This is a genomic window from uncultured Streptococcus sp. (assembly GCF_963511325.1).
Taxonomy (GTDB): Bacteria; Bacillota; Bacilli; order Lactobacillales; family Streptococcaceae; genus Streptococcus.
Window position 1 is genome coordinate 20202 of sequence record NZ_CAUPII010000014.1, and the last position, 21776, is coordinate 41977.

Genomic DNA, 21776 nt, shown 5'->3' on the forward strand with positions numbered 1-21776 from the left:
ATCAAATCATTTAACTCAAATAAAACATGAGTATACCTGCAGCAATGGCGACATTGAGGCTTTCTGCCTGCCCTTTCATGCTGATGTGGACCAATTGGTCTGCCTGGTCTGTCATGAAAGGACTAATGCCTTGACCCTCATTTCCCATGACTAAGGCAAAATCTTCTAACCGAGCCAATTCACGATAATCTTTAGAGTTTTGTGATAAGGTGGTTGCCAGAATTGGTAAACCGCTCTTTTTAGCTTGTTCCACAAACCCTTCGACAGACATACGATAAATCGGCAAATGGAAATGACTGCCTTGCATGGAGCGAAGCGTTTTTAGACTATAGATATCTGCTGACTTGCTGGAAACGATGACTCCAGAAAAACCTGCTGCATCTGCCGTCCGAATCATGGTCCCCACATTTCCAGGATCCTGCACATCTTCTAAAAAGAGATACTTTCCTTGGCTCAAATCTGGTAACTGCTCCTCTTCCTTTTGAACAATGGCAACAATGCCTTGAGGCGTTTGAGAATCTGCTAAATCAAGCAAGATTTCTTCTGTCACAAGGACAGCCTGAGGATAGTCTACTAATTTTTCACCATACTCTGCGAGAGCAAAAATTTTCTCAATCTTTGCACCTGCCTGAATAGCTTCTTCAAACAGATGCCATCCCTCAATTAAATAAGAAGATTTGCGATATTTTTTTTGATGTAATTTCTTGGCATTTTTTACCACAGAATTGGCTTTAGAGGTTATAATAGTCATAGAAATATTATAACACAATCAAGGAGGTTTGGTATGCAAAAGGTTAAAATGATCGCCCAAGGTCGCGTCCAAGGAGTGGGCTTCCGCTGGGGAGTCTATAGTCTCGCTCTAGAACTAGGTGGCATTACGGGTCGTGTCTGGAATAACGATGACGGAACCGTTGAAATCCTTGCCCAAGCAGAATCTTCAGCCATTATGGCCAAGTTTATCCAAGAGATCCGAAAAGGCCCTACCCCATTCTCTAAAGTAACCTATCTTGATGTTCAATTGAGTAACTTTCCATCTTATTCAGACTTCAAAGTCGCAAATTAGGTCTCTAGAACTATTGTATATTTTCCAAAAAAACAGTAGAATAGAAAGGTATAATTTTTAAAGAAGGAATAAAAACAGTGAAATCAATTAAACGAATCGCTCTCTCAGTCATGGGAGTGGCTATGCTATTAGTCTTAACGGGTTGTGTCCAGGTTGATAAATCAACAGGACTCCCAACTGGTCCCGTTTGGGATTTCTTGGGTGCTCCAATGGGAGAAGCTATCAAATACTTCGCTAATGATCAAGGTCTCGGTTTCGGTGTTGGGATCATCATCGTAACCATTATCGTTCGCTTGATTATCCTCCCACTTGGTATCTACCAATCATGGAAGGCAACGCTTCACTCTGAGAAGATGAATGCTCTCAAGCACGTCCTTGAACCACATCAGACTCGCCTGAAAGAAGCAACAACTCAAGAAGAAAAACTAGAAGCTCAACAAGCTCTCTTTGCTGCTCAAAAAGAGCACGGCATCAGCATGTTTGGCGGCGTAGGATGTTTCCCTATCCTCATTCAAATGCCTTTCTTCTCTGCTATCTACTTTGCTGCCCAACATACTGAAGGAGTTGCCCAAGCAAGCTACCTAGGAATTCCTCTAGGCTCACCTAGTATGATTTTGGTTGCCTTTGCTGGTATCCTTTACTATCTTCAAGCACTCCTTTCTTTACATGGAGTTGAGGATGAAACTCAAAGAGAACAAATCAAGAAGATGCTCTATATGAGCCCTCTCATGATTGTCGTGTTCTCTGTCTTCTCACCAGCCAGCGTTACACTTTACTGGGTTGTCGGTGGTTTCATGATGATTCTTCAACAATTTATCATCAACTACATCGTTCGTCCAAAACTTCGTAAAAAAGTACGCGAAGAATTTGCTAAGAACCCACCAAAAGCAAGCAAAACTTCAAGCACTCGTAAAGATGTAACCCCTGAACCAGCAACAGCTATCACAACTTCTAACAAGAAGAAAAACAAAAAACGCAATGCTGGAAAACAACATTCTAGATAAAAAATAAAAGGCTTAGCTTAAATGCTGAGCCTTTTCTATAGTCAAAAAGAGGCCGAGAAAAAATCCCGACCTCTTCTTTCATTTTATCCATGTACACGTTTCATATAGTCTTGATAGCTTTCTGTGTCCATTAATTCCTTAGCATTCTTGACGCGATCTGCTGTTGGAGGTTTAACTCCTTCAAGTGAATACGGAATCCCAAGCTCACGCCACTTGAACTCACCCATGGTGTGGTAAGGCAAGATTTCAAACTTATCAACATTTTTGAGAGTTTTTACAAACTTACCAAGTTCAATCAAATCTTCATCGCGGTCTGTCAATCCAGGTACAAGAACGTGACGAATCCAAACAGGTTTACCGATTTCTGACAAGTACTGAGCACAAGCCAAGATGTTTTTATTAGTTTGACTGGTTACAATCTTGTGTTGTGCTTCGTTGATTTCCTTGATATCAAGGAGAACCAAGTCTGTCACGGCCATTAACTTGTTGAACTTTTCTAGATAGCGTGGTTTGTTACGGAATGGAAGGGCACAAGTATCCAAGGTACAGTGGATACCTTTTTCTTTTGCCTTGGTAAAGAGAGCAATCAAGAAATCAATCTGCAAGAGGGCTTCTCCTCCGCTGACTGTGATACCTCCCTTGTCTCCCCAGAAACCACGATAACGAAGCGCTTCTTCTAGAACATCATCTACTGTTCGTACACGAGATTTATTGGTTTCCATAGCCCAAGTATCAGGGTTATGGCAGTATTGGCAACGCATCTGACAGCCTTGCAAAAAGACAATAAAACGAATTCCAGGGCCATCTACCGCCCCAAAACTCTCTGTCGAATGCACCATTCCTGTCACTTGTCCATAGTCAATTATTTCCTCAGACATATCGTTACCTTCCTTGAAAACGTTTTATAGTCTTTATTATACCATGACTGAAAAGAAAAACCACAGATTTTGCCTATTTTTTAGAAAACAATCTGTTTTTCACTTTCAACTTTCATGATTTTCAAAATTTTTATTAATCCTTGTCAAAATCAAACCCATAGAGAGTCGCAAAATAATCCTCTGGTCGCTCTGCTCGGCGGATCAAGCGTGCTCCACCGTCCTCTGTATAGAGAATTTCTGCCGAACGAAGCTTGGCATTGTACTGGTAGCCCATAGAGAAGCCATGCGCACCTGTATCATGAATAACTAACAAATCACCAATTTCTGTTTGAGGTAGTTCACGATTAACTGCAAATTTGTCGTTGTTTTCACAAAGAGAACCAACAACATCAACCACTTCAGTCTGACCGTCAGGATGCATCATATTGGTGATGTGGTGATAGGCACCATACATAGCCGGTCTCATCAGGTTAACAGCTGACGCATCTACTCCTAGATATGTACGGTAGGTTTTCTTTTTATGAGTAACTGTTGTGACCAAAATTCCATGAGGTGCCAACATAAAGCGTCCTAGTTCTGTAAAAATTTTAACTTGACCAAGACCTGCTGGTGTAAGAACTTCTTCATAAACCTGACGAACTCCCTCACCAATCAAAGCGATGTCATTAGGCTCTTGATCTGGACGATAGTCGACCCCGATACCACCAGAAAGGTTGATAAAGTCCAGTGAAATACCTAACTTTTCCTTGATTTCTACTGCTAACTCAAAAAGCTGACGTGCTAATTCTGGATAGTAGAGATGGGTCACTGTATTGGAAGCTAGAAAGGAATGAATTCCAAAGGTTTTAGCTCCCTTTTCTTTCAAGATGGCAAAGGCTTCAAAAAGCTGTTCCTTAGTCATCCCGAACTTAGCTTCACCAGGATTATCCATAATGTCCGTACCCAGTTCAAATACGCCACCAGGATTGTAACGGCAAGAGATGATTTCTGGGATGCCTGCTGCACGTTCCAAATGCTCGATATCTTCAAAAGCATCTAAATTAATCGTCGCACCTAATTCTCGCGCATAAGCATACTCTCTATCTGGGGTGTTATTAGATGAAAACATCATATCCGCCCCTGTAAACCCAAGCTTGTGACTCATCAAGAGTTCTACATAACTAGAACAATCCACTCCACATCCTTCTTCTTGTAAGATTTTCAAAATAGCTGGAGTTGGCGTTGCCTTAACTGCGAAGTATTCTTTAAAGCCCTTATTCCAAGAAAAGGCTTTGTTTACTGCGCTTGCTTTCTCACGAATCCCTTTTTCATCGTAGAGGTGAAAAGGGGTTGGAAACTCCCCAACAATCTTTTCTAAGGCTTCACGTTTAATAAATGGTGTTTTCATAGGACTCCTTCATATTCATTATCAAAGAAAGGCTGGGACGAAAGTTCCAACCTTTGTATTTCAAGTCAATTCTTATTTTTCTGTATCGAAGATATTTCCAACTTCGACAGCAATTTGTTGGTTCTTCACATCAATGTTCGTGACTCTCAAGAGTGACTTGTAATCGAACTGTTGTTCACGGTCTTCCTGTGCATTATCAGCAAAGACAGCTACACCTGCCAACTCTGAATCAAACTCAGACAAGAGGCTAATCATCCCGTTAATGGTTCCTCCACCCTTCAAGAAGTCATCGACGATTAAGACACGACTTCCTGCTTTGAGGCTACGTTTTGAAAGGAACATCTTTTCGATACGGTCACTAGAACCTGAAACATAGTTGACACTAACAGTTGAACCTTCAGTGATTTTCAAGTCGCGACGGACAATGACAAATGGTACATTGAGGACATTTGCTACCGCATTCGCAAGCGGAACACCTTTGGTCGCTACCGTCATAACGGCATCAATCTTCTGATCCATAAAGCTCTTAGCAATAATGCGACCGATGTTTTTCAAAATAGCTGGAGTGCTCAATAGGTCAGATAAATAAATGTAGCCACCTGGAAGAATACGGTCACTCTCTGAAAGTTTATCACGAAGCTCTTCGATAATCGTTTTAGACTCAAGGGTAGAGATCGATGGTGTAAAAATAACACCACCACCAGCACCTGTCACCGTTTGAATATGACCGATTTCAATTTCTTCGAAAGCACGCTTAATGATGACGATATCTTCAGAAATAGACGATTTGGCAGATTCATACTTTTCTGCAAAGGTGTTGAGACTGGTTAATTTGTATGGATTGTTAATCAAGTAATTGGAAATGACAACCATCCGATCACTTCTTCTTAATTTCATTATATTTTTACCATTCTTTTTTATTTAGTCTTTTTCTCATTATATCACACTAAAGCAAAAAAACGAACTTTATTGCCTAAATAAAGTTCATTTTTTTAGTTTCTAGTCTAATTTCGGCTTGTAGAAGGAACGATTGTCCATAGCAAATACTTTATTGGTCATTTCTCCCTTATCAACAAGGGCCAGAGCTGTTGTCATCATCATCATGCTGGCATCCAAATTATCAATCATATGAATAATTTCTGCTTCCATCACTCGAGGACGAACTGGACTACCATACTCAAGGAGACCATGATGACTGAGAATGACATGGCGAAGAAGTACAACCTCTTCTCTGGTATCATCAATGCCAAGTTCCATTACCGCTTTGGTAATTTCGCTATCAATCAGAGCGATATGACCGATAAGGTTTCCTCTTACTGTGTACTCTGTCTGGTCAGGACCTGTCAACTCAATAACCTTGGCAAGGTCGTGCAACATAATTCCCGCATAGAGCAAGCTCTTATTGAGCTGAGGATAAATATCTGCAATTGCTTCTGCCAAACGAACCATAGTGGCAGTATGATAAGCAAGACCTGTTTCAAAAGCATGATGGTTGGTCTTAGCAGCTGGATAAGAGTAGAATTCCTTGTCATACTTGGTGTAGAGATTCCGAACAATTCGCTGCCAAATTGGATTTTCAATTTTAAAAATCATCTGCGCCATATACTCACGAATCTCTTTGGCATCTACTGGAGATTTAACCTTGAAGTCAGCTGGGTCATTTGGTTCGCCAGGTTGTGGTAAGCGAAGGGTGATTTGATTAACCTGAGGCGTATTGTTGTACACTTCACGACGACCTTGCATATGGACTACTTTCCCTGCTGTAAAGGTTTCAACATTGTGGGGTTGAGCATCCCAGAGCTTCCCTTCGATTTCTCCACTATCATCTTGGAAGGTGAAGGCTAGGTAGTTTTTCCCAGCACGTGTCTGTCTCAGGTCAGCTGACTTGATCAGGTAAAAGCCTTCAAAAAGCTCATCTTTCTTCATGTGACTAATCTTCATATTCTTCCTCATCTTCTTGGAATTGTAGCAAATCAAGCGCAGGCTCACCTTCTGATAACTCAATGTGACGAAGCGTTCGCTCGATAGCTGTAGTACGACGGTTTAATAAATCATCAATATTGCCAGAGGCATGTTGGAGATGTTTTTGTGCCTTGACCAGAATACCTCCAAACTTGCCAAATTCTGTTTTGACACTAGCTAGGGTTTTACTGATATGGTCAGCACTCTTTTGGATATTGAGAGTCTTGAAGCCAACTGATAAGGAGTTAAGAAGAGCCGACAAGGTACTTGGACCTGCAACAATAATCTGTTCCTCCCGTCTCAAATCATCAAAGAAAATCGGATTGCGAACGATTTCCGAATAGAGACCTTCTGTCGGAACAAATAAGACTCCAAAATTAGTTGTCCGAGGTGGCGCCAGGTACTTACTCTTGATATCCTTGGCAAAACGCTTGACACTTGCTAAGAGAGACTTACGGCAGCGTTCGATTTCATCCTTATCACCTGCTGCATAGGCTTCTTCCAGACGGTAATAATCCGCCAGGGGAAACTTAGAATCAATCGGTAGATAAACATATTCCTGGTCACCTTGCCCAGGTAACTTGATGGCGTATTCCACACGTTCACTAGAGTTTTCAACCGTTGCAAATTCTCGTTCATACTGGGCAGGTGTCATGATGTCTTCAATAATCTGCCCCAGTTGTAATTCACCTAGAATTCCTCGGGTCTTGGTTCCAGAAAGGACTTTATTAAGCGCACCGACATCTCGCGCAACCGTCTGCATTTCACCCAGACCTCGATTGACAGATTCCAGTTGTTTAGAAACCGTCTCGAAGGATGCTTGCAAGCGAGTTTGCAAGGTCTTTTCTAACTTTTCCTCGACTGTTTGGCGCATCTGTTCCAAGCGTTGCTCATTTGATTCCTGCAAGGCTTGGAGACGTTGGTCGGTCTTATCTCTGGTTTGGAGGAGGTTCTCATTCATTTCCTGCCGAACCTGAGTCAGACCCTGATGCAATTCGATACGCACTTCCTGCAAGCGATCACTGACAGCCACTTCAAGATTTTTTTGATCAATCTGACTAGCTTGTCGAGCTTGTTCAAAGCGATAATCCAGCTGGTCTGAGAGATTATCTGCCTGATCTTCTAAACTCTTGGTCAAATATTGCTCCTGCTTGTCCTGCCTTTGCCAAATCAGAAAAAGCCCGGCTAGGTTAGCAATTAATAACAGTAGTAATACAATCTCCATCCTACCTCCTGTCCTTGCTATGCAAGACAACCACATAGCCATCTGGGCAAGTCACTGACACTTCCCTATCTATATATTCGTTAGAAGCGTAAACTTTCTTAAAGAAAAAATTCTCCTCTGTCAGTTCATACTTGGCACCGAGTATTGTCAAACGACTATCCCTCACAGGCATAAAGGCCAAATAATCATAGTCCGAACGTGGTTCTAGCTGACTGGTCCCTTCTGGGCAATAGCTAATCAAATTTTGCCCATCCTCAATCTCTATTTGACGCATATAGGGCGCCAATTTAGGATTGCTAGGCAGAAAGACATTGGCCAGCATATGGTCGATGCGACCACCTAGGGCACCAAAAATGGTCACTCGAGCTTGAGGATCCTTTTCAAAAACCGTTAAAAGTGCTAATTCCAGATCCGTATCATCTTTTTCTGGCTGGGCTTGGACAAAGTGATGAGCACGCTTTTGAATCAACTGACGTTCTTCTACAGTCACAGAATCAAAATCCCCAACGGCTATAGTAAGAGGAAGTTCTTCCTCCAGTACCCAGAGTGAGCCACGGTCCACACCGACAAAGCAATCAAAATCTATCCTATAATGTCCACAGTCTCCACCAGCAAAAACTGCAACTTTAGTCCAGTTGTTTTCGGAGAGCTTGCACTCGTTCATTGACATCTCCCTTAAAGACATAAGATCCTGCTACAAAAACTGTTGCACCAGCTTCCTTGGCTTGAGCAATCGTTTTATCATCAATCCCGCCATCGACTTCAATTTCAAAGTTCAAATCTTTTTCCTCGCGAAGGGTCACCAACTCACGAATCTTATCCATGGTTTCTGGCAAAAAGGCTTGTCCACCAAATCCAGGGTTAACCGTCATGACCAAGACTTGATCAACTAAGTGAAGCACGTGCTTGATAACCTCAACAGGTGTTCCAGGATTGATAACAACCGAAGGTTTAACACCGAGAGAACGAATCTTTTGAAGAGCGCCATGGATATGAGGTGTTGCCTCTACGTGAATGCTGATGATATCCGCCCCTGCACGCACAAAATCTTCTAGATGGTGTTCAGGATTAGAGACCATCAAGTGGCAATCAAAAACCATCTTGCTATGGGGGCGAAGGCTTTCGACCACACCTGCACCAAAGCTGATTTGTGGCACAAAGTGACCATCCATGATATCGATATGGGCATATTCTGCCCCAGTTTCTTCTAGGCGTTTAATTTCACGTTCAAAGTTGGCATAATCTGCTGCCAGAATTGACGGAGCAATCTTGTATTGAGACATAGGTTTCTCCTTATTTTGGTATTTTTTTGCTGACTTTTTTATAGGTTTCTCTACGATTTTCAATCTCACTGAGGAATTGCAAATAGTTGTCAAAACGGAAGGTAGCAATAATCCCCTCTTCTACTGCTGGTTTGACTGCGCAAGATGGCTCATGGGTATGAGTACAAGTACGGAACTTGCAGTCTCGGCTAACAGAAGCAATTTCTGGAAAGGCCTGATTAAGGTCTTCTGCTGTTGTCACTTCATAATCCAGCGATGAAAATCCTGGCGTGTCTGCGATTTTCCCACCATTGAGATTGTAAAAACTAACAGCTCGAGTAGTATGGCGACCACGACCCAGACTGTCTGAGATTTCTCCTGTTTCGAGATTGAGGTCAGGTGCAATTTTATTAAGAAGGGTTGACTTCCCAACACCTGTTTGCCCCATAAAGACTGTAACCTTGCCTGTTAACAAAGGAAGGAGTCCCTCTTTACTGGTCACAAAGTCGTAGCCGATATCACCATAAGTCTGTTCATAAAAATCCAGTTCTCCTCTATCTTCCAACAAATCCATTTTGGAAATATAGACGATGGGATGAATGCCCTTGTGCTCTAAAAGAACCAAGAAGCGATCCAGCAAGTTGCTATTAAAGTCAGGTTCTTTAACGGACATAATGACAACGGCTTGGTCAATATTGACAATGGGTGGACGAACCAGACTATTTTTTCGTTCGTGAATCTTGAGGATATAACCCTCGGAATTTTCCTCCGCAGAAAAATCTACCCAATCTCCAACATAGGGCGTATGGCCTTTTTTTCGAAAATTCCCACGAGCGCGTGTTTGATAAACCTGGTCCTCACTCTCCACATAGTAGAAGCCAGCCAAGGCTTTAATGATTTGTCCCTGCATCTTAGAGTCCTTGTCCTTTAAGCGCATCTGCTAGACTAGCAAATTCTTCTAAGCCAAGAGCTTCACCACGTATACTTGGTGACAAGCCTGCCTGGTCCAAAGCCTTGGTCAGCTTATCCTTGATTTCCTCAGTTTTCCCAAAGTAACCAGTCAAGTTGTTCCACAAGGTCTTGCGACGATGAGTGAAACTAGCCTTGGAAACCTTAAAGAAGAAGTTCTCATCTTCGACCGCAACCGCCGGTTCTGGACGGCGTACCATTTTCAGGATAGCTGAGTCCACATTTGGCGCTGGGACAAAGACTGTACGAGGCACGATAAAGGCAACCTTAGCTGTCATGTAATACTGAACTGCAATCGATAAACTTCCGTATGCCTTGGTATTTGGTTGAGCAGAAATACGATCTGCCACTTCTTTTTGCATCATCACCACAAACTCACTAAAAGGAATGCCACTTTCAATCAAGTGCATGAGAATAGGAGTTGTGATATAGTAAGGCAAGTTAGCTACTACCTTAATTGGTAAGTCAGGATTTTTAAAATTTTGGATATGCTGGACCAAGTCAACCTTTAGAATATCTTCGTTAACTACGGTCACATTGTCAAAATCACGCAGGGTATCTGCTAGGATTGGCACCAAACGGTGGTCAATCTCAAAGGCCATAACTTCTGCAGCACGCTCAGCCAAAAATTCCGTCAAGGCACCAATTCCTGGACCAATTTCAATAACATTGACCTGGTCATCAACTTCAGCCGTATCCACAATTTTTTGGAGGATATTGGTATCGGTCAAGAAATTTTGCCCGAAGGATTTTTTAAAGGTGAAACCGTGACGCTCCAGTACTGCCTTGGTCACGCTATAATCTGCAATTCTCATTTATTCTCTTTTCTAATATTAAAGAACTTTCTAATCTTGAGTTCTTCCTTCTTGTTCTTCACTAAGCTTTTGCATGTCTTTAAAAGCTGTTAGACTAACATAAGCACCTGCTTCATAGTATTCTGTTGGGTTTATGGCATAGTCAAAGCCTTCAATCATGCCTCCAGCTTCTTCAATCATGCCATTCCACTTTTCATCAAAGACCATTCTCAGACGTTTCCAATCAGTAAATACTGGAATTGAATTTCGTCCATCTTTTCCCTCTCTAACGGGAATATTAAAGTTAGCGTCTTTTTCCAAAACAAAGGAATTCCCTTCTGAATTATCCTCTGGGAATCCTGATGCTGCATCTAATGGAAGCAAGAATTTTGCTTTAGGCATAGCCATAGAGAAGAACTTGTAGTAAAGCCCATAAACTATTTCTTGCTCTTCTGTAGTCGGTTGATCCATCTGTCCCATCAGGAGCATCCATCTTACCAGGTCAGGATTCATGACAGGCACTTGTATTTCTGGCAAATCAGAAAAATCTGGTTTTTGAACCAAGGCTGAGGCACTGATACTAACTTCCTTGGAATTAAAGATTGCTCCCAAGGCACCATTTAAGTAAAAGGCTGTCCCAAGGAAATTCTCAATCCCTTTTTTATCTTCCGTATTTTCAATCAGTTTTACAACTGAGTTTGGTCGGCTGTCAATGGTTTCCTGAAATTGGCGATACCAAGATGGTGTCAAAAGCATAATCATGGGATCAGTACACAGATAACCTTCCTCACCTCTATCATAAGTAGTTGAAAAGAGGTAAGGTTCGCCTGTTTTTTCTGAATAAACTGCATAAACTGCATCTGCTTCTAAGAGCTTATCCTTAACGATTTCCGCTAGACGTTCTAACTTGCGAGTGTTGGATTGGTAGCTTTCTTCGCTTTCAGTTTCCTGATTTTGACGGCATTTCCATAAAAAGAGACGTAAAATCTCTACGCTATCATCAAGACTAGCTGCCAAATAGTCTTCATTAGTCAATTGACCTTCTTGAATGGCTACAAAAGCACGATAAAGAGCATCTGAATAGCTAGATAATTTTTGCTCTTCCTCAATACCTGAACTAAAGAGCACACTTCCTTTTTTCAGTTTATCCAAAGAAGGAATCCTATCAACCACTAGATGGGCAAGAACTTCATCAGTTAGACTATCTGCATCCTTATTCTGACTGCTGAGTTTTTTAACCTCTACAGTACCAAGACTTTCCATTCCTTGGTCGGGATTGCAAAACTGCAACTGATCTCCAACCTTGAGACTACCTTCTAGACTTCCAACAATCAATAATTGATTCGTTTCCTTCATCGGGAACAAATCTAGAACTCCAATACATGCATTGTTTTTAGATTCTTCTCTTTCTTTCTGTGCTTCACTTATTTCAGTTGCCTCTGCAGTTTCCGTCTTTTTTAAAAAATCAAAGATTCCCATAACTTTTCCTCATTAACTCCACACAAGGCTAATCCCGTGGAGCACTTTTCTAATGCTTGCTATCAAGCCTGATTAAACCGTATATGCTTACTTCTATTGTATCATATTCCCCCTACATTTTGGGGGAGTTTCTCAATCCTCATAAGATTTCATGGCATCTTCAACTTCAGCTAAACTGATGCCAAATAATTCTAAACGCTTGAGAAGTTGTTTCCCATTGGAATAACCAATACGTAGACTCTCTCCTAGATATTCTCTGCGTTTTCGGCTATCTGCGCCTGCTAGAAAACCAAGACGAATCAAGTCACTACGGCTAATGTCAAAGTCGCTTTCTGCTTCAAATTGCTCTGTGACTTGTTCCAGCGCTGTTTTCAGATCTTCATAACTGGCATGTTCGATTCCTAGGGAACGTCCTTTGGTCTTGGACTTCGGCACTGCCTCATCACGTTTGAGAAAGGCGTGTTGAACTGTTGGAACAGCCGTCATAATCATCCGGCGAATGCGTTCCCCATTAAAGTCAGGATCTGTAAAGACAATCACCCCATGACGTTGGTGTAGACGTTGGATTCGTTCAAGATCTTGCTCATTGATAGCAGAGCCACGAGTCTCATAGGTCTCCACATCAAAATAACGTTTAAGATTGGCCGTATCATCACGCCCTTCGACTACGATGACTTGGGAAATTTTCTTTTTCATAATTTACTTCCCAGTCCAAAAATTCGTTCTGCATTTGCACTTGTCGCAGCAGCTAATTCTTCTGTCGACACGCCACGCAAATCTGCAATAAAGTCCACTACATAGCGCGTGTAAGCTGTCTTGTTTTCGCGACCACGCTTGGGAACGGGTGCCAAGTAAGGCGCATCTGTCTCTACCAAAATCTTATCCAAAGGCAAGTCTTTGGCCGCCTCTTGAATGTCTGTCGCTTTTTTAAAGGTCACCACTCCAGAAAAGGAAATAGTCATACCCAGATCCACAAACTTCTCAGCCCACTCCAGTGAACCTGAGAAAGAGTGCATAATACCACCACGTGGACCGACTCCCTCACTTTTGATAATCTCATAGGTATCTTCTAGCGCATCACGAGTATGAACCACAAAAGGCAAGTCCAGTTCCTTAGATAGCTGAATCTGACGGCGGAAAACTTGTTCCTGCACTTCTTTAGGGGCTGTCATCCAGTGATAGTCCAAACCAATCTCACCCAGGGCAACAACTTTAGGATGTTTTAGTTTTTCCAGTAAGTAATTCTCAACTTCCCTTGTATAGGTCCCTGCTTCTGTTGGATGCCAACCAATCGTCGCATAAAGTTGGTCATATTCTTCCACCAATTCCAAGGCACGCTCAATAGTCGGTTTGTCAAAACCAACAATATTCATCCGAGTCACACCCATTTCAGCTGCTAAGGCTATTTCTTCTGCTTCTCTTCCTGAAAATTCTTCCACATTCAAGTGGGTATGTGTATCAAAAATCATTTATATTCCCTCGTTTTTTCTACCTTCTATTATACCAAAAAACTAGTCTCATTCTTATAGGAAAAAATATTTTGAAATCATTCATTTTTTCTTGACTGCTTATTTTCATAGCAGTATAATAGCTCTTGTTGAAATTTTCGGAAAAGGAAAGAAAATGTTTACAAAATTAAAATATACCTTTATTGGTCGTCCTCTTAAGTCCTTGACTGAAGGCGAGGGAGGACTACTTGGAAAAACACAGGCACTTGCAATGCTTTCAAGTGATGCCCTATCTTCTATTGCTTATGGACCTGAGCAGGTCGTTCTTGTCTTGGCTAGTCTATCTCCGCTTGCTATTTGGTGGAGTCTCCCTATCGGCATTTTTGTCCTCTTGCTACTTGCTAGTCTAACCATTTCTTACCGACAAATCATTCACGCCTACCCTCAAGGTGGGGGTGCCTACATGGTAACACGAGAAAATCTTTCTCCTGAGCTCGGTTTGATTGCCGGTGGAAGCTTGCTTGTTGACTATATGCTAACAGTAGCCGTATCCGTGGCCGCAGGAGCTGATGCGATCACAGCAGCACTTCCTGCACTCCATCCCTACAATCTCCATATCTCCATTTTTCTAGTATGTTTGCTCATGCTTTTGAATCTGCGTGGCTTGAAGGAATCTGCCAGTTCTCTGATGATCCCTGTCTATCTCTTTATCTTTAGCACGGTCTTCCTCTTATTGTTTGGTATCTTCCAACTATTGACAGGTTCTCTCAGCTATCATGCAACTTCTGCAATTGGTCAAACTGTCCCAAGTCTCTCAATCGTCCTGATTTTAAGAGCCTTCACCAGCGGTTCAGCTTCACTAACAGGGGTTGAAGCTATCTCAAATGCCGTTCCATTTTTCAAAACTCCCAAAGAGAAGAATGCAGCTCAAACACTGACCATCATGTCTCTGATTCTTGGTTTTCTCTTTGCAGGAATTACCTTCCTAAACTACTGGATGGGGATTACACCTCAACACGGAGAAACAATCCTCTCACAAATGGCTAAAGGAATTTTAGGGGATTCAGCTCTCGGTCAGATTGTTTATTATCTCTTCCAATTCTCAACTGCCCTAATCCTAGCCGTAGCTGCAAATACTGGTTTTTCTGCCTTCCCGATGTTGGCATACAATATGGCTAAGAACAAATACATGCCCCATCTCTTTATGGAAAAGGGAGACCGCCTGGGTTATTCAAACGGTATTTTGACCTTAGCCTTTGGCGCTATGATCCTTCTGCTCATTTTCAACGGAAATACAGAACGCTTGATTCCTCTTTATACTATTGGAGTTTTCGTACCTTTCGCACTTTCTCAAACAGGGATGATTCGCCACTGGAAAAAAGAAAAAGGCTCTCATTTCTTAAAATCTGCCTTTGCAAATATCCTAGGTGCCATCATTTGTTATGCCATCGTTCTTATCTTACTCTTCTTCAGACTTGGAGATATCTGGCCCTTCTTCCCAATTATCCTAGTCTTAACCTTCCTCTTTTTGTCCATCCACAGTCATTACCAAAAAGTGGCCAAACAACTTCGACTTTATGAAGGAATTCAAAAGAAAGCCTACGATGGCAATGTCGTCCTTGTCTTAGTAGGAAATGTTACTCGAGTCAGCGTTGGAGCGATTAACTATGCTCAAAGTATTGGAGATGAGGTTTTGGCGATGCACATTTCCACCAAGGAAACTGAAGAAAAAGACCAAGAAATTCTCCACGAATTTGCCGACTATTTCCCAAATATTACCTTAAAGAATATTAATACTAGCTATCGCGATATCATCACACCTACAGTTCGCTATGTTCGAAAAATCTCTCAAGAAGCCAAGAAAAAGAACTACACAGTTACAGTTCTAGTACCCCAATTTATCCCTAACAAACCTTGGCAAAATATCCTACACAATCAAATGAGCCTCAAATTAAAATATGCTCTCAGATGGCACGAAGATGTCGTCGTTGCCAGCTATTCATATCATTTGAAAGAATAAAGAAAAGGCCTTACCAGAACCAACAAGCTCCTGGTAAGGCCTTTTTTCTGAATCTAGTCCCTAAAATTAGACTTATACTCAATGAAAATCAAAGAGCAAACTAGGAAACTAGCCGCAGGCTGCTCAAAGCACTGCTTTGAGGTTGTAGATGAAACTGATGAAGTCAGCTCAAAACACTGTTTTGAGGTTGCAGATGAAACTGACGAAGTCAGTAACATACCTACGGCAAGGCGACGTTGACGCAGTTTGAAGAGATTTTCGAAGAGTATTAAAATTTTATTGATAACCTTCTTCTATTGAACGTGGTTAGCTAAATCTTCTTGGGCTTTTTTATTTGACTCCGCTTTTTCTTTTTGCCATTTTTCATAAAGTTCCTGGTACTGTTTAGCAGTCACTGCTTCCTTTTGCAATTCAACATATTTGTAGTTGTCCGCATCTCCCTTGTGTCCTACAAATGAGAAGGCCCCTGTAAACGGTACAGTCTTGCGGAAGATAGGATTTGCTCCTCCACTTTGAACTGGTAGGAAGAGAGCACTATCTGTCAACCAAGCTTGAACTTCGGCAAATTTTTCATAACGTGTTTGCGTATTTTCATTCTCACTATCTGCCGCATCCAACAATTTCTTGTAGGTAGCTAGACCGAGTTTTTCCTTGATATCATTGTCTTTCCCTGGAGTCAAGCCAAGATTTTTCAACTGAGAACCTGAGTCTGGATCCAAAAGGTCAAGATAGGTCTTCGGATCTGAGAAATCTCCACTCCAACCTGAGATATCGATGTCATAATCCTTTTGATCGGCGGTATCCGCAAAGAAGGTAGCATTGTCTTTCTCATCTGGTGACAATTGAATGATATCAATAACCACATTATCTGAACCAAGCGTTGCTTCAACGGTCTGCTTGAAGGAGCTTGCCTGCTGAACATCCAACTTAGCAGTTTGGTCTACCAACATATCCAAGTGGATAGGGAAGGTCACCCCTTCTGCCTGCAAACTTTCTTTAGCCTTGGCAAATTCAGCCTTAGCTTTTTCAGGGTCCAAGAAAGCAGCTTGAGCATCGTTCAGATTGATATTAGACCACTCTGTACCATAGTTGACCATCTTTTCATTGACAGCATCTCCAAAGTTTTTGCCACCGATTTGAACAAAGTTACTTGGTGTGACTGTGTTTCGAAGGATTCGGTCAGCTCCATCTTCTCCATTTGTCTGGGCAGCATAGGCATGACGGTCAAAGGCAAAGTTAATAGCCTGACGGAAGTCTTTGTTTTGCATTGCTAGACGAGAATCCGTCTTTTCTTTGTCCGTCTGTTTCATGGTTTGCTTGTAGCTTTGACGATTGACATTGAAAAGGTAGTAGAAGGTTATAGCATTTTGAGGGGTATAGGTAATCTTATCTTCATTCCCTTTTTTCAACTGATCAAACACAGAGCTTGTTGGGAAGATACGCCCGTCTGTATAGTTGCCTTCCAAGAATCCTCTAGCCAAACTATCTTGGTCTGAGCCATCATAGAAGGAAAGTTTTACTTTCTCAATCTTCACATTGTCCTTGTCCCAATAATTAGGATTCTTTTCAAACTCAATCAAAGATTTTGATGTGAATGATTTGAACAAGTATGCCCCATTTGACAGGATACTAGATGGAGTTACACTTCCAAATTCATCTCCCTTAGATTTCAAAAAGGCTTCATTGACTGGACTCAAAATTCCACCTGTTGTCTTAGAATTCCAGTAGGACTCAGGCTTGTTCAAGGTATATTGGAGAGTATAGTCATCGACTGCCTTGATACCGACAGCCTCAAAGTCTGATGATTGACCCTCAACATAGTCCGCCAAACCTTTGATAGAGTCTTGCACCAAGAACAAGTTTTCTGCCTTTTTATCCGCCGCATACTTGAGGCCTGTCACAAAGTCATGAGCTGTTACCTCTGCATATTCTTCCCCTTCAGAGGTATACCACTTGACACCTTTACGGATTTTATAGGTATAGGTCAAACCATCTTTTGATACTGTCCATGATTCAGCCATGGAAGGAACCAAATTGCCATACTTATCATTTTCCAACAAACCATCAATCAAGTTTGTCGTAATGCTGGATGTCGAGCCACGTGTCGAAGTAATGTAGTCTAATGTATCTGGATTGCTAGCAAATACATAAGAGTAGGTTTTATCAGATGCATTTGACTGTGTCGAGCTACAAGCTACCATCAAGAAGCTAGCACTCAAAATTCCAACCCCTAGTAAGAGAGCTTTTGATTTTTTCATAAATATTCTCCATTTATATAGTATATGAAATATTATAGAAAAAATAGAAAGCTTATACAAACTATTATTTTAGGGCAAAACAAAAGCCAGTAGACTCGAGTTCCTACTGACTTCATTGTTGAATTCGTTTGGATTATGCAGCCAAAACTTTGCGTCCTTTACGACGACGAGCTGCCAATACGCGACGACCGTTTTTAGTTGACATACGGTTACGGAATCCGTGTTTACGCGCACGACGTAGTTTACTTGGTTGATAAGTACGTTTCACGATGAATACCTCCTCATAGATTTTGTATTCGTTTAGCCGGCTATAAAGTGATCAGTTACTAAACATACTTTACTATTCTATCTGATTCTTTTGCATTTGTCAATAGCTCTGACAAATGTTTCCAGCTTTTTTGCTGAGGGGATAATTTGAAAATCCTTCCAATTTACTTTCGAAATCTATAAAATATCTAATGTACTAGTAATTTACCCAATTGGTACACTCAAAGTTCCAAGTTTTTCCTCTTGAAACCTTCCGCCTGCCTATTAAATGTAAAAGGTGCTTTCTATATTTTCCTTCTGTCACTTCTTGCATTTAAAAAGCAACAACACCGTAGGATGACGATTCTACCGTCTTTTAATTGGCAATAAACAAGATATTTAGCAATAATCCTTTCTAGTTATCATCGATTAAATATCATTTTAAAAAAAACTAATATGTGTAGTTATCTAAAACCTCTATCTATTCTTCTTAAACAACACAAAAACGCTCTAGACGTAAAAATAGTTGTTATCCTAGTTGATTAAAAAATCTCTGATTTCCTCATCTTTTATAAAATAATATATAATTTTCCCCTCTCTTCTAGTATCCAAGATGTTTTGATTGGCTAGTTTACGAAGATGGTGGGAGGCAGATGCCATACTGAGATCTAGTAAACAGGCTATATCACAGACACAGAGTTCTTCAACAGCAAGGAGATAAAAGATGATATTTATCTGTTTATTATCGGTAAACTTTGTTAAAATGCGAAGTGATTTTTGGACTTTTTCCTTTTCAAGGTAGTTCATTGCGGTTGTAACATTTTGTTGATTTATAATATTCACTTGGCAGATACTATCTTTTTTCATAATATTTTCTCCTAGCCTAACATAGTCCATAGCATGTCAAAGCTGTTGTTTTCAATCAGGATATACATCCCCAATCCTAAATAAACAACGGCAATAAACCATCTGCTATATTTTTCCAAAGTTTCTCCAACAGAAGGGACTTGTGCCAATTTTTGGGCAGAAAAAACCAAGAGATAAATCATGACTAGAAAGGTAAGTAAAGCCACTATCAAATTCGCTAAATTTAAGGTAATAAAATATGGGACAAAAACACCAATATTGTCAGCACCACAACTTGCAAAAGTAATCATAGCGACTAGAAAAATTAGGTTTTTATTATCTTTGCGCAAACCATCTTTTGCAATAGCTTCTCCATCAGAATCTCCTAAAAGCAAAACTTTGAAGCCTAGGAAAATTGGAATCAAACCGAGCAAACCTAAAATCTCTTTACTAGGAATATAATTTAAGACAAATGCAAAAAGTAAACTTAGCAATATTAGACTAACAGAGCCTAGAAATTGTCCTAAATAGATGTTAATGATGTCTTTTCTGCTTTTTCTTTTGGCAAAAAATAACATTAGGATAATAAGTAAGTCTACGGCTGTCCCAGAATACAGGATTATTGAAGTAACAACATTTTGAATCATAAAACACCTCATTCAAATATATTTTTGAATGTATTCTAACATTAAACTTTGTAGATGTCAACTTCAGCCCCATCAAAATATAGATAAGAAGGTAGTGTACCAAACATTAAAAAGCTCTGCCATCGAAATGATAGCAGGGCTTAATTTCAATATCTAAATGATATATTTATCTAAAAAAGGTAGTGAAAAAGGTAGAGTTTGAATTGAAATACAGTGCAACATATCGCATTTGGCAAAAAGAAAAAACGCTTTAAATCAGCGTTTTTCTTATGTATTGATTCGTATTGAATGCTTACTTCACTTCTGTAAACACAACGTGTTTGCGAAGTTTTGGTGAGTATTTCTTCAATTGAAGACGGTCTGGAGTGTTACGTTTGTTTTTAGAAGTAAGGTACAAGCGTTCACCAGATTCTTTGTGTTCAAGTGTAATATTTACGCGCATGGTATCTCCCTTCTATTATTCAGCTGATGCAGCTTTAGCGATCTTACGTCCTTTGTAGTATCCTTTAAGTGATACACGGTGAGAACGTGAGTAATCTCCAGTAGTTTCGTCAAAGTTTACAGATGGAGCTGTTACTTTGTAGTGTGTACGACGTTTGTTTTTCTTCGCTTTTGAAGTGCGACGTGCAGGTACTGCCATTTTGATTTCTCCTTTTAAGATATAATTCAGTTAGGTTTGATTTTCATCAACTTTAATAGTATATCAAAACTTTTTTGTAAAGTAAAGTTACTTGACAAAAAAAGATAAAAAAATTTTCCTATCCACTATTCTGGATAGGAAAATAGACTAAATATCAATTTCGAAGGGTTCATCAATGGTTTCTGAGACGTATTTCCCGTCTTTCTTCCGTTGCTTGACACATTCTGTAAGAAGATATTCAATTTGCCCGTTGACTGATCGAAAGTCATCTTCTGCCCATGATGCGAGTGCAGCATATAACTTTGCCGAAAGTCGAAGGGGAATCTGCTTCTTTTTAGCTTCTGCCATTTTTAATAAAGGCTTCCTGTATTGACAATTGGTTGTGCATCATGATTGCCACAGAGAACGACTAGGAGATTTGAAACCATCGCTGCTTTTCGTTCTTCGTCAAGTTCTACTAATTCTCCTTCATTGAGACGTTCTAGTGCCATTTCAACCATTCCTACAGCGCCATCAACAATCATCTTACGTGCATCGATAATGGCTGATGCTTGTTGACGTTGAAGCATGACAGCTGCAATTTCCGGTGCATAAGCTAGGTAAGTAATACGTGCCTCAAGAATTTCCAAGCCAGCATCCTCTACGCGACTTTGGATTTCTTCACGAATGCGACTAGCTACAATCTCACTAGAACCACGGAGGCTGCCTTCATCTGCTTGCCCATCACCTGTAGTATCCACATTCGGAGACACATCGTAAGGATAGATGCGGACAATATTACGAAGGGCGCTATCACACTGCAATGAAAGATATTCTTTGTAGTTGTCAACGTTGAAGACTGCTTTTGCCGTATCGACTACACGCCAAGTAACGGCAATTCCGATTTCTACAGGGTTCCCTAAGCAATCGTTAATTTTTTGGCGAGAATTACTCAAGGTCATAACTTTGAGAGAAATCTGTTTCTTGCCAATTTCAAGGTTTACATCATTGCCATTTGATGATTTCATCCCTGAAAAAGGGGATTTCGTGCTAACGTCACCACTTTGACCAAGTCGAGTGTGATTTGCAGGGTTGACCGCTATGCTAAAAGGATTTACAAAGTAAAAACCAGGTTCTTTGATGGTCCCAGTATAGTTACCAAAGAGGGTTAAAACCAGAGCTTCCTGAGGTTTGACAACTTTTAAACCAGCATGAGCTAGACCTGCAATTAAGCTTAATAAAAGTCCGATAATAATTCCAAAAATGTTTTCTGAACCAGCACCCATTACAAATATAAAAACACCAAGTACGAGTGCCAACTCAATGAGAATCAATGCTACTACACCATTTGGTTTTGAATTGATTAGTTTTTCAGTCATCAGAATGACCTCCTGTGTTTGATATCTAAATGATATCACTTTAATTTTAAATGTCAACAAAAATATGCAATCTTTTTTAAGAAGATTTCAATGGTTTGAATTGTCTGAAAATTCAAGAATTTTCTTCTGTTCATTGTTTTTAAAATGTGCTATAATGGTAAAAACTGAAATGGGAGGGAACTTAATGACAGAATTAGATAAACGTCACCGCAGTAGCATTTATGACAGCATGGTTAAATCACCAAACCGTGCCATGCTTCGTGCGACTGGTATGACAGATAAGGACTTTG

At 40.6% G+C, this 21776-nt stretch carries 24 protein-coding genes and 1 pseudogene; 4 read left to right on the forward strand and 21 right to left on the reverse strand.

Features of this window, described 5'->3' with window-relative positions; genetic code table 11:
• Nucleotides 1–10: 10 nt before the first annotated feature.
• On the reverse strand, nt 11–751 hold the full coding sequence (locus RQ973_RS05395; protein WP_311523063.1) for an RNA methyltransferase: 741 nt from the start codon (nt 749–751) through the stop codon (nt 11–13).
• Nucleotides 752–784: 33 nt separating this feature from the next.
• Here RQ973_RS05395 and RQ973_RS05400 point away from each other — a divergent pair, with 33 nt between their 5' ends.
• Together RQ973_RS05400 and yidC are read left to right on the forward strand one after the other, a co-directional pair.
• Nucleotides 785–1063: an acylphosphatase gene (locus RQ973_RS05400; protein WP_311523064.1), complete on the forward strand. Its 279-nt coding sequence runs from the start codon at nt 785–787 to the stop codon at nt 1061–1063.
• 77 nt (nt 1064–1140) lie between these two features.
• Entirely contained in the window at nt 1141–2067 is a 927-nt protein-coding gene (gene yidC / locus RQ973_RS05405) for a membrane protein insertase YidC (protein ID WP_311523065.1), read from the forward strand.
• An 83-nt stretch (nt 2068–2150) separates the two neighbouring features.
• Here the strand turns inward: yidC and pflA are convergent, their stop codons facing one another.
• The 12 genes from pflA to RQ973_RS05465 form a co-directional block, all read right to left on the reverse strand.
• Entirely contained in the window at nt 2151–2945 is a 795-nt protein-coding gene (pflA, locus tag RQ973_RS05410; RefSeq protein WP_001287990.1) for a pyruvate formate-lyase-activating protein, read from the reverse strand.
• Between the two features lie 133 nt (nt 2946–3078).
• Nucleotides 3079–4332: a diaminopimelate decarboxylase gene (locus tag RQ973_RS05415; RefSeq protein WP_311523066.1), complete on the reverse strand. Its 1254-nt coding sequence runs from the start codon at nt 4330–4332 to the stop codon at nt 3079–3081.
• A gap of 72 nt (nt 4333–4404) precedes the next feature.
• Nucleotides 4405–5229: a pur operon repressor gene (gene purR / locus RQ973_RS05420; RefSeq protein WP_049528290.1), complete on the reverse strand. Its 825-nt coding sequence runs from the start codon at nt 5227–5229 to the stop codon at nt 4405–4407.
• Between the two features lie 102 nt (nt 5230–5331).
• Nucleotides 5332–6273 carry a 3'-5' exoribonuclease YhaM family protein gene (locus RQ973_RS05425; RefSeq protein WP_075232254.1) on the reverse strand — a complete coding sequence of 314 codons (942 nt, stop codon included), beginning with the start codon at nt 6271–6273 and terminating at the stop codon, nt 5332–5334.
• Nucleotides 6263–7519 (reverse strand): DNA recombination protein RmuC, encoded by a 1257-nt coding sequence (gene rmuC / locus RQ973_RS05430; protein WP_075232255.1) that lies wholly within the window; start codon nt 7517–7519, stop codon nt 6263–6265. Before rmuC ends, RQ973_RS05425 begins: the two co-directional genes overlap by 11 nt.
• A 1-nt stretch (nt 7520) precedes the next feature.
• A complete protein-coding gene (locus RQ973_RS05435; protein ID WP_075232256.1) occupies nt 7521–8183 on the reverse strand; it encodes a thiamine diphosphokinase in 663 nt (220 codons plus the stop codon).
• Entirely contained in the window at nt 8146–8802 is a 657-nt protein-coding gene (gene rpe / locus RQ973_RS05440) for a ribulose-phosphate 3-epimerase (RefSeq protein ID WP_075232257.1), read from the reverse strand. The genes RQ973_RS05435 and rpe overlap by 38 nt, the downstream gene beginning before the upstream one ends.
• Before the next feature lie 10 nt (nt 8803–8812).
• Nucleotides 8813–9691 (reverse strand): ribosome small subunit-dependent GTPase A, encoded by an 879-nt coding sequence (rsgA, locus tag RQ973_RS05445; RefSeq protein WP_075232271.1) that lies wholly within the window; start codon nt 9689–9691, stop codon nt 8813–8815.
• Between the two features lies 1 nt (nt 9692).
• The gene (gene rsmA, locus RQ973_RS05450) at nt 9693–10565 is read right to left on the reverse strand and encodes a 16S rRNA (adenine(1518)-N(6)/adenine(1519)-N(6))-dimethyltransferase RsmA (protein WP_075232258.1); all 873 of its coding nucleotides are present in this window, start codon (nt 10563–10565) and stop codon (nt 9693–9695) included.
• Between the two features lie 30 nt (nt 10566–10595).
• Nucleotides 10596–12023: an SseB family protein gene (locus tag RQ973_RS05455; RefSeq protein WP_311523069.1), complete on the reverse strand. Its 1428-nt coding sequence runs from the start codon at nt 12021–12023 to the stop codon at nt 10596–10598.
• Between the two features lie 132 nt (nt 12024–12155).
• The gene (gene rnmV / locus RQ973_RS05460) at nt 12156–12719 is read right to left on the reverse strand and encodes a ribonuclease M5 (protein ID WP_075232259.1); all 564 of its coding nucleotides are present in this window, start codon (nt 12717–12719) and stop codon (nt 12156–12158) included.
• On the reverse strand, nt 12716–13492 hold the full coding sequence (locus tag RQ973_RS05465; protein WP_311523070.1) for a TatD family hydrolase: 777 nt from the start codon (nt 13490–13492) through the stop codon (nt 12716–12718). The genes rnmV and RQ973_RS05465 overlap by 4 nt, the downstream gene beginning before the upstream one ends.
• A 154-nt stretch (nt 13493–13646) precedes the next feature.
• On the opposite strand from RQ973_RS05465, the gene RQ973_RS05470 reads away from it, so the two are divergent.
• Nucleotides 13647–15491 carry an APC family permease gene (locus tag RQ973_RS05470; RefSeq protein WP_075232266.1) on the forward strand — a complete coding sequence of 615 codons (1845 nt, stop codon included), beginning with the start codon at nt 13647–13649 and terminating at the stop codon, nt 15489–15491.
• A gap of 293 nt (nt 15492–15784) precedes the next feature.
• Here the strand turns inward: RQ973_RS05470 and RQ973_RS05475 are convergent, their stop codons facing one another.
• The 4 genes and pseudogenes from RQ973_RS05475 to RQ973_RS05490 all read right to left on the reverse strand — a co-directional run bounded on the left by RQ973_RS05475 (nt 15785) and on the right by RQ973_RS05490 (nt 19488).
• A complete protein-coding gene (locus RQ973_RS05475; protein WP_311523071.1) occupies nt 15785–17749 on the reverse strand; it encodes a peptide ABC transporter substrate-binding protein in 1965 nt (654 codons plus the stop codon).
• Nucleotides 17750–17882: 133 nt separating this feature from the next.
• Nucleotides 17883–18017, reverse strand: a complete 135-nt coding sequence (rpmH, locus tag RQ973_RS05480; RefSeq protein ID WP_000831905.1) for a 50S ribosomal protein L34 — start codon at nt 18015–18017, stop codon at nt 17883–17885.
• Between the two features lie 507 nt (nt 18018–18524).
• Nucleotides 18525–18862 (reverse strand): annotated as a pseudogene (cadX, locus tag RQ973_RS05485) (Cd(II)/Zn(II)-sensing metalloregulatory transcriptional regulator CadX).
• Between the two features lie 11 nt (nt 18863–18873).
• A complete protein-coding gene (locus tag RQ973_RS05490) occupies nt 18874–19488 on the reverse strand; it encodes a CadD family cadmium resistance transporter (RefSeq protein WP_075232269.1) in 615 nt (204 codons plus the stop codon).
• 28 nt (nt 19489–19516) lie between these two features.
• Between RQ973_RS05490 and RQ973_RS05495 the strand changes: the two genes are divergently transcribed.
• Entirely contained in the window at nt 19517–19645 is a 129-nt protein-coding gene (locus RQ973_RS05495) for a FanG protein (protein ID WP_311523074.1), read from the forward strand.
• Nucleotides 19646–19780: 135 nt separating this feature from the next.
• Here RQ973_RS05495 and rpmG read toward each other — a convergent pair whose 3' ends face one another.
• From rpmG to RQ973_RS05515, 4 genes are all read right to left on the reverse strand, one after another.
• The gene (gene rpmG, locus RQ973_RS05500; protein ID WP_001265622.1) at nt 19781–19930 is read right to left on the reverse strand and encodes a 50S ribosomal protein L33; all 150 of its coding nucleotides are present in this window, start codon (nt 19928–19930) and stop codon (nt 19781–19783) included.
• A gap of 15 nt (nt 19931–19945) precedes the next feature.
• Nucleotides 19946–20128, reverse strand: coding sequence for a 50S ribosomal protein L32 (rpmF, locus tag RQ973_RS05505; RefSeq protein ID WP_000290417.1), 183 nt, complete (start codon nt 20126–20128; stop codon nt 19946–19948).
• A 147-nt stretch (nt 20129–20275) separates the two neighbouring features.
• Complete coding sequence (locus RQ973_RS05510) at nt 20276–20476, reverse strand: PTS ascorbate transporter subunit IIC (protein ID WP_075229745.1); 201 nt, start codon at nt 20474–20476, stop codon at nt 20276–20278.
• Nucleotides 20477–20478: 2 nt separating this feature from the next.
• A complete protein-coding gene (locus RQ973_RS05515; protein ID WP_311523075.1) occupies nt 20479–21486 on the reverse strand; it encodes an SPFH domain-containing protein in 1008 nt (335 codons plus the stop codon).
• Nucleotides 21487–21776 lie beyond the last annotated feature (290 nt).

What these genes read in the sequence shown, in the direction of transcription:
- RQ973_RS05395 (WP_311523063.1), bottom strand. Translation starts at nt 751, where the DNA reads ATGACTATTATAACCTCTAAAGCCAATTCTGTGGTAAAAAATGCCAAG.
- RQ973_RS05400 (WP_311523064.1), top strand. Translation starts at nt 785, where the DNA reads ATGCAAAAGGTTAAAATGATCGCCCAAGGTCGCGTCCAAGGAGTGGGC.
- pflA (WP_001287990.1), bottom strand. Translation starts at nt 2,945, where the DNA reads ATGTCTGAGGAAATAATTGACTATGGACAAGTGACAGGAATGGTGCAT.
- RQ973_RS05415 (WP_311523066.1), bottom strand. Translation starts at nt 4,332, where the DNA reads ATGAAAACACCATTTATTAAACGTGAAGCCTTAGAAAAGATTGTTGGG.
- purR (WP_049528290.1), bottom strand. Translation starts at nt 5,229, where the DNA reads ATGAAATTAAGAAGAAGTGATCGGATGGTTGTCATTTCCAATTACTTG.
- RQ973_RS05425 (WP_075232254.1), bottom strand. Translation starts at nt 6,273, where the DNA reads ATGAAGATTAGTCACATGAAGAAAGATGAGCTTTTTGAAGGCTTTTAC.
- rmuC (WP_075232255.1), bottom strand. Translation starts at nt 7,519, where the DNA reads ATGGAGATTGTATTACTACTGTTATTAATTGCTAACCTAGCCGGGCTT.
- RQ973_RS05435 (WP_075232256.1), bottom strand. Translation starts at nt 8,183, where the DNA reads ATGAACGAGTGCAAGCTCTCCGAAAACAACTGGACTAAAGTTGCAGTT.
- rpe (WP_075232257.1), bottom strand. Translation starts at nt 8,802, where the DNA reads ATGTCTCAATACAAGATTGCTCCGTCAATTCTGGCAGCAGATTATGCC.
- rsgA (WP_075232271.1), bottom strand. Translation starts at nt 9,691, where the DNA reads ATGCAGGGACAAATCATTAAAGCCTTGGCTGGCTTCTACTATGTGGAG.
- rsmA (WP_075232258.1), bottom strand. Translation starts at nt 10,565, where the DNA reads ATGAGAATTGCAGATTATAGCGTGACCAAGGCAGTACTGGAGCGTCAC.
- RQ973_RS05455 (WP_311523069.1), bottom strand. Translation starts at nt 12,023, where the DNA reads ATGGGAATCTTTGATTTTTTAAAAAAGACGGAAACTGCAGAGGCAACT.
- rnmV (WP_075232259.1), bottom strand. Translation starts at nt 12,719, where the DNA reads ATGAAAAAGAAAATTTCCCAAGTCATCGTAGTCGAAGGGCGTGATGAT.
- RQ973_RS05465 (WP_311523070.1), bottom strand. Translation starts at nt 13,492, where the DNA reads ATGATTTTTGATACACATACCCACTTGAATGTGGAAGAATTTTCAGGA.
- RQ973_RS05470 (WP_075232266.1), top strand. Translation starts at nt 13,647, where the DNA reads ATGTTTACAAAATTAAAATATACCTTTATTGGTCGTCCTCTTAAGTCC.
- RQ973_RS05475 (WP_311523071.1), bottom strand. Translation starts at nt 17,749, where the DNA reads ATGAAAAAATCAAAAGCTCTCTTACTAGGGGTTGGAATTTTGAGTGCT.
- RQ973_RS05490 (WP_075232269.1), bottom strand. Translation starts at nt 19,488, where the DNA reads ATGATTCAAAATGTTGTTACTTCAATAATCCTGTATTCTGGGACAGCC.
- RQ973_RS05495 (WP_311523074.1), top strand. Translation starts at nt 19,517, where the DNA reads ATGTATTCTAACATTAAACTTTGTAGATGTCAACTTCAGCCCCATCAA.
- rpmG (WP_001265622.1), bottom strand. Translation starts at nt 19,930, where the DNA reads ATGCGCGTAAATATTACACTTGAACACAAAGAATCTGGTGAACGCTTG.
- rpmF (WP_000290417.1), bottom strand. Translation starts at nt 20,128, where the DNA reads ATGGCAGTACCTGCACGTCGCACTTCAAAAGCGAAGAAAAACAAACGT.
- RQ973_RS05510 (WP_075229745.1), bottom strand. Translation starts at nt 20,476, where the DNA reads ATGGCAGAAGCTAAAAAGAAGCAGATTCCCCTTCGACTTTCGGCAAAG.
- RQ973_RS05515 (WP_311523075.1), bottom strand. Translation starts at nt 21,486, where the DNA reads ATGACTGAAAAACTAATCAATTCAAAACCAAATGGTGTAGTAGCATTG.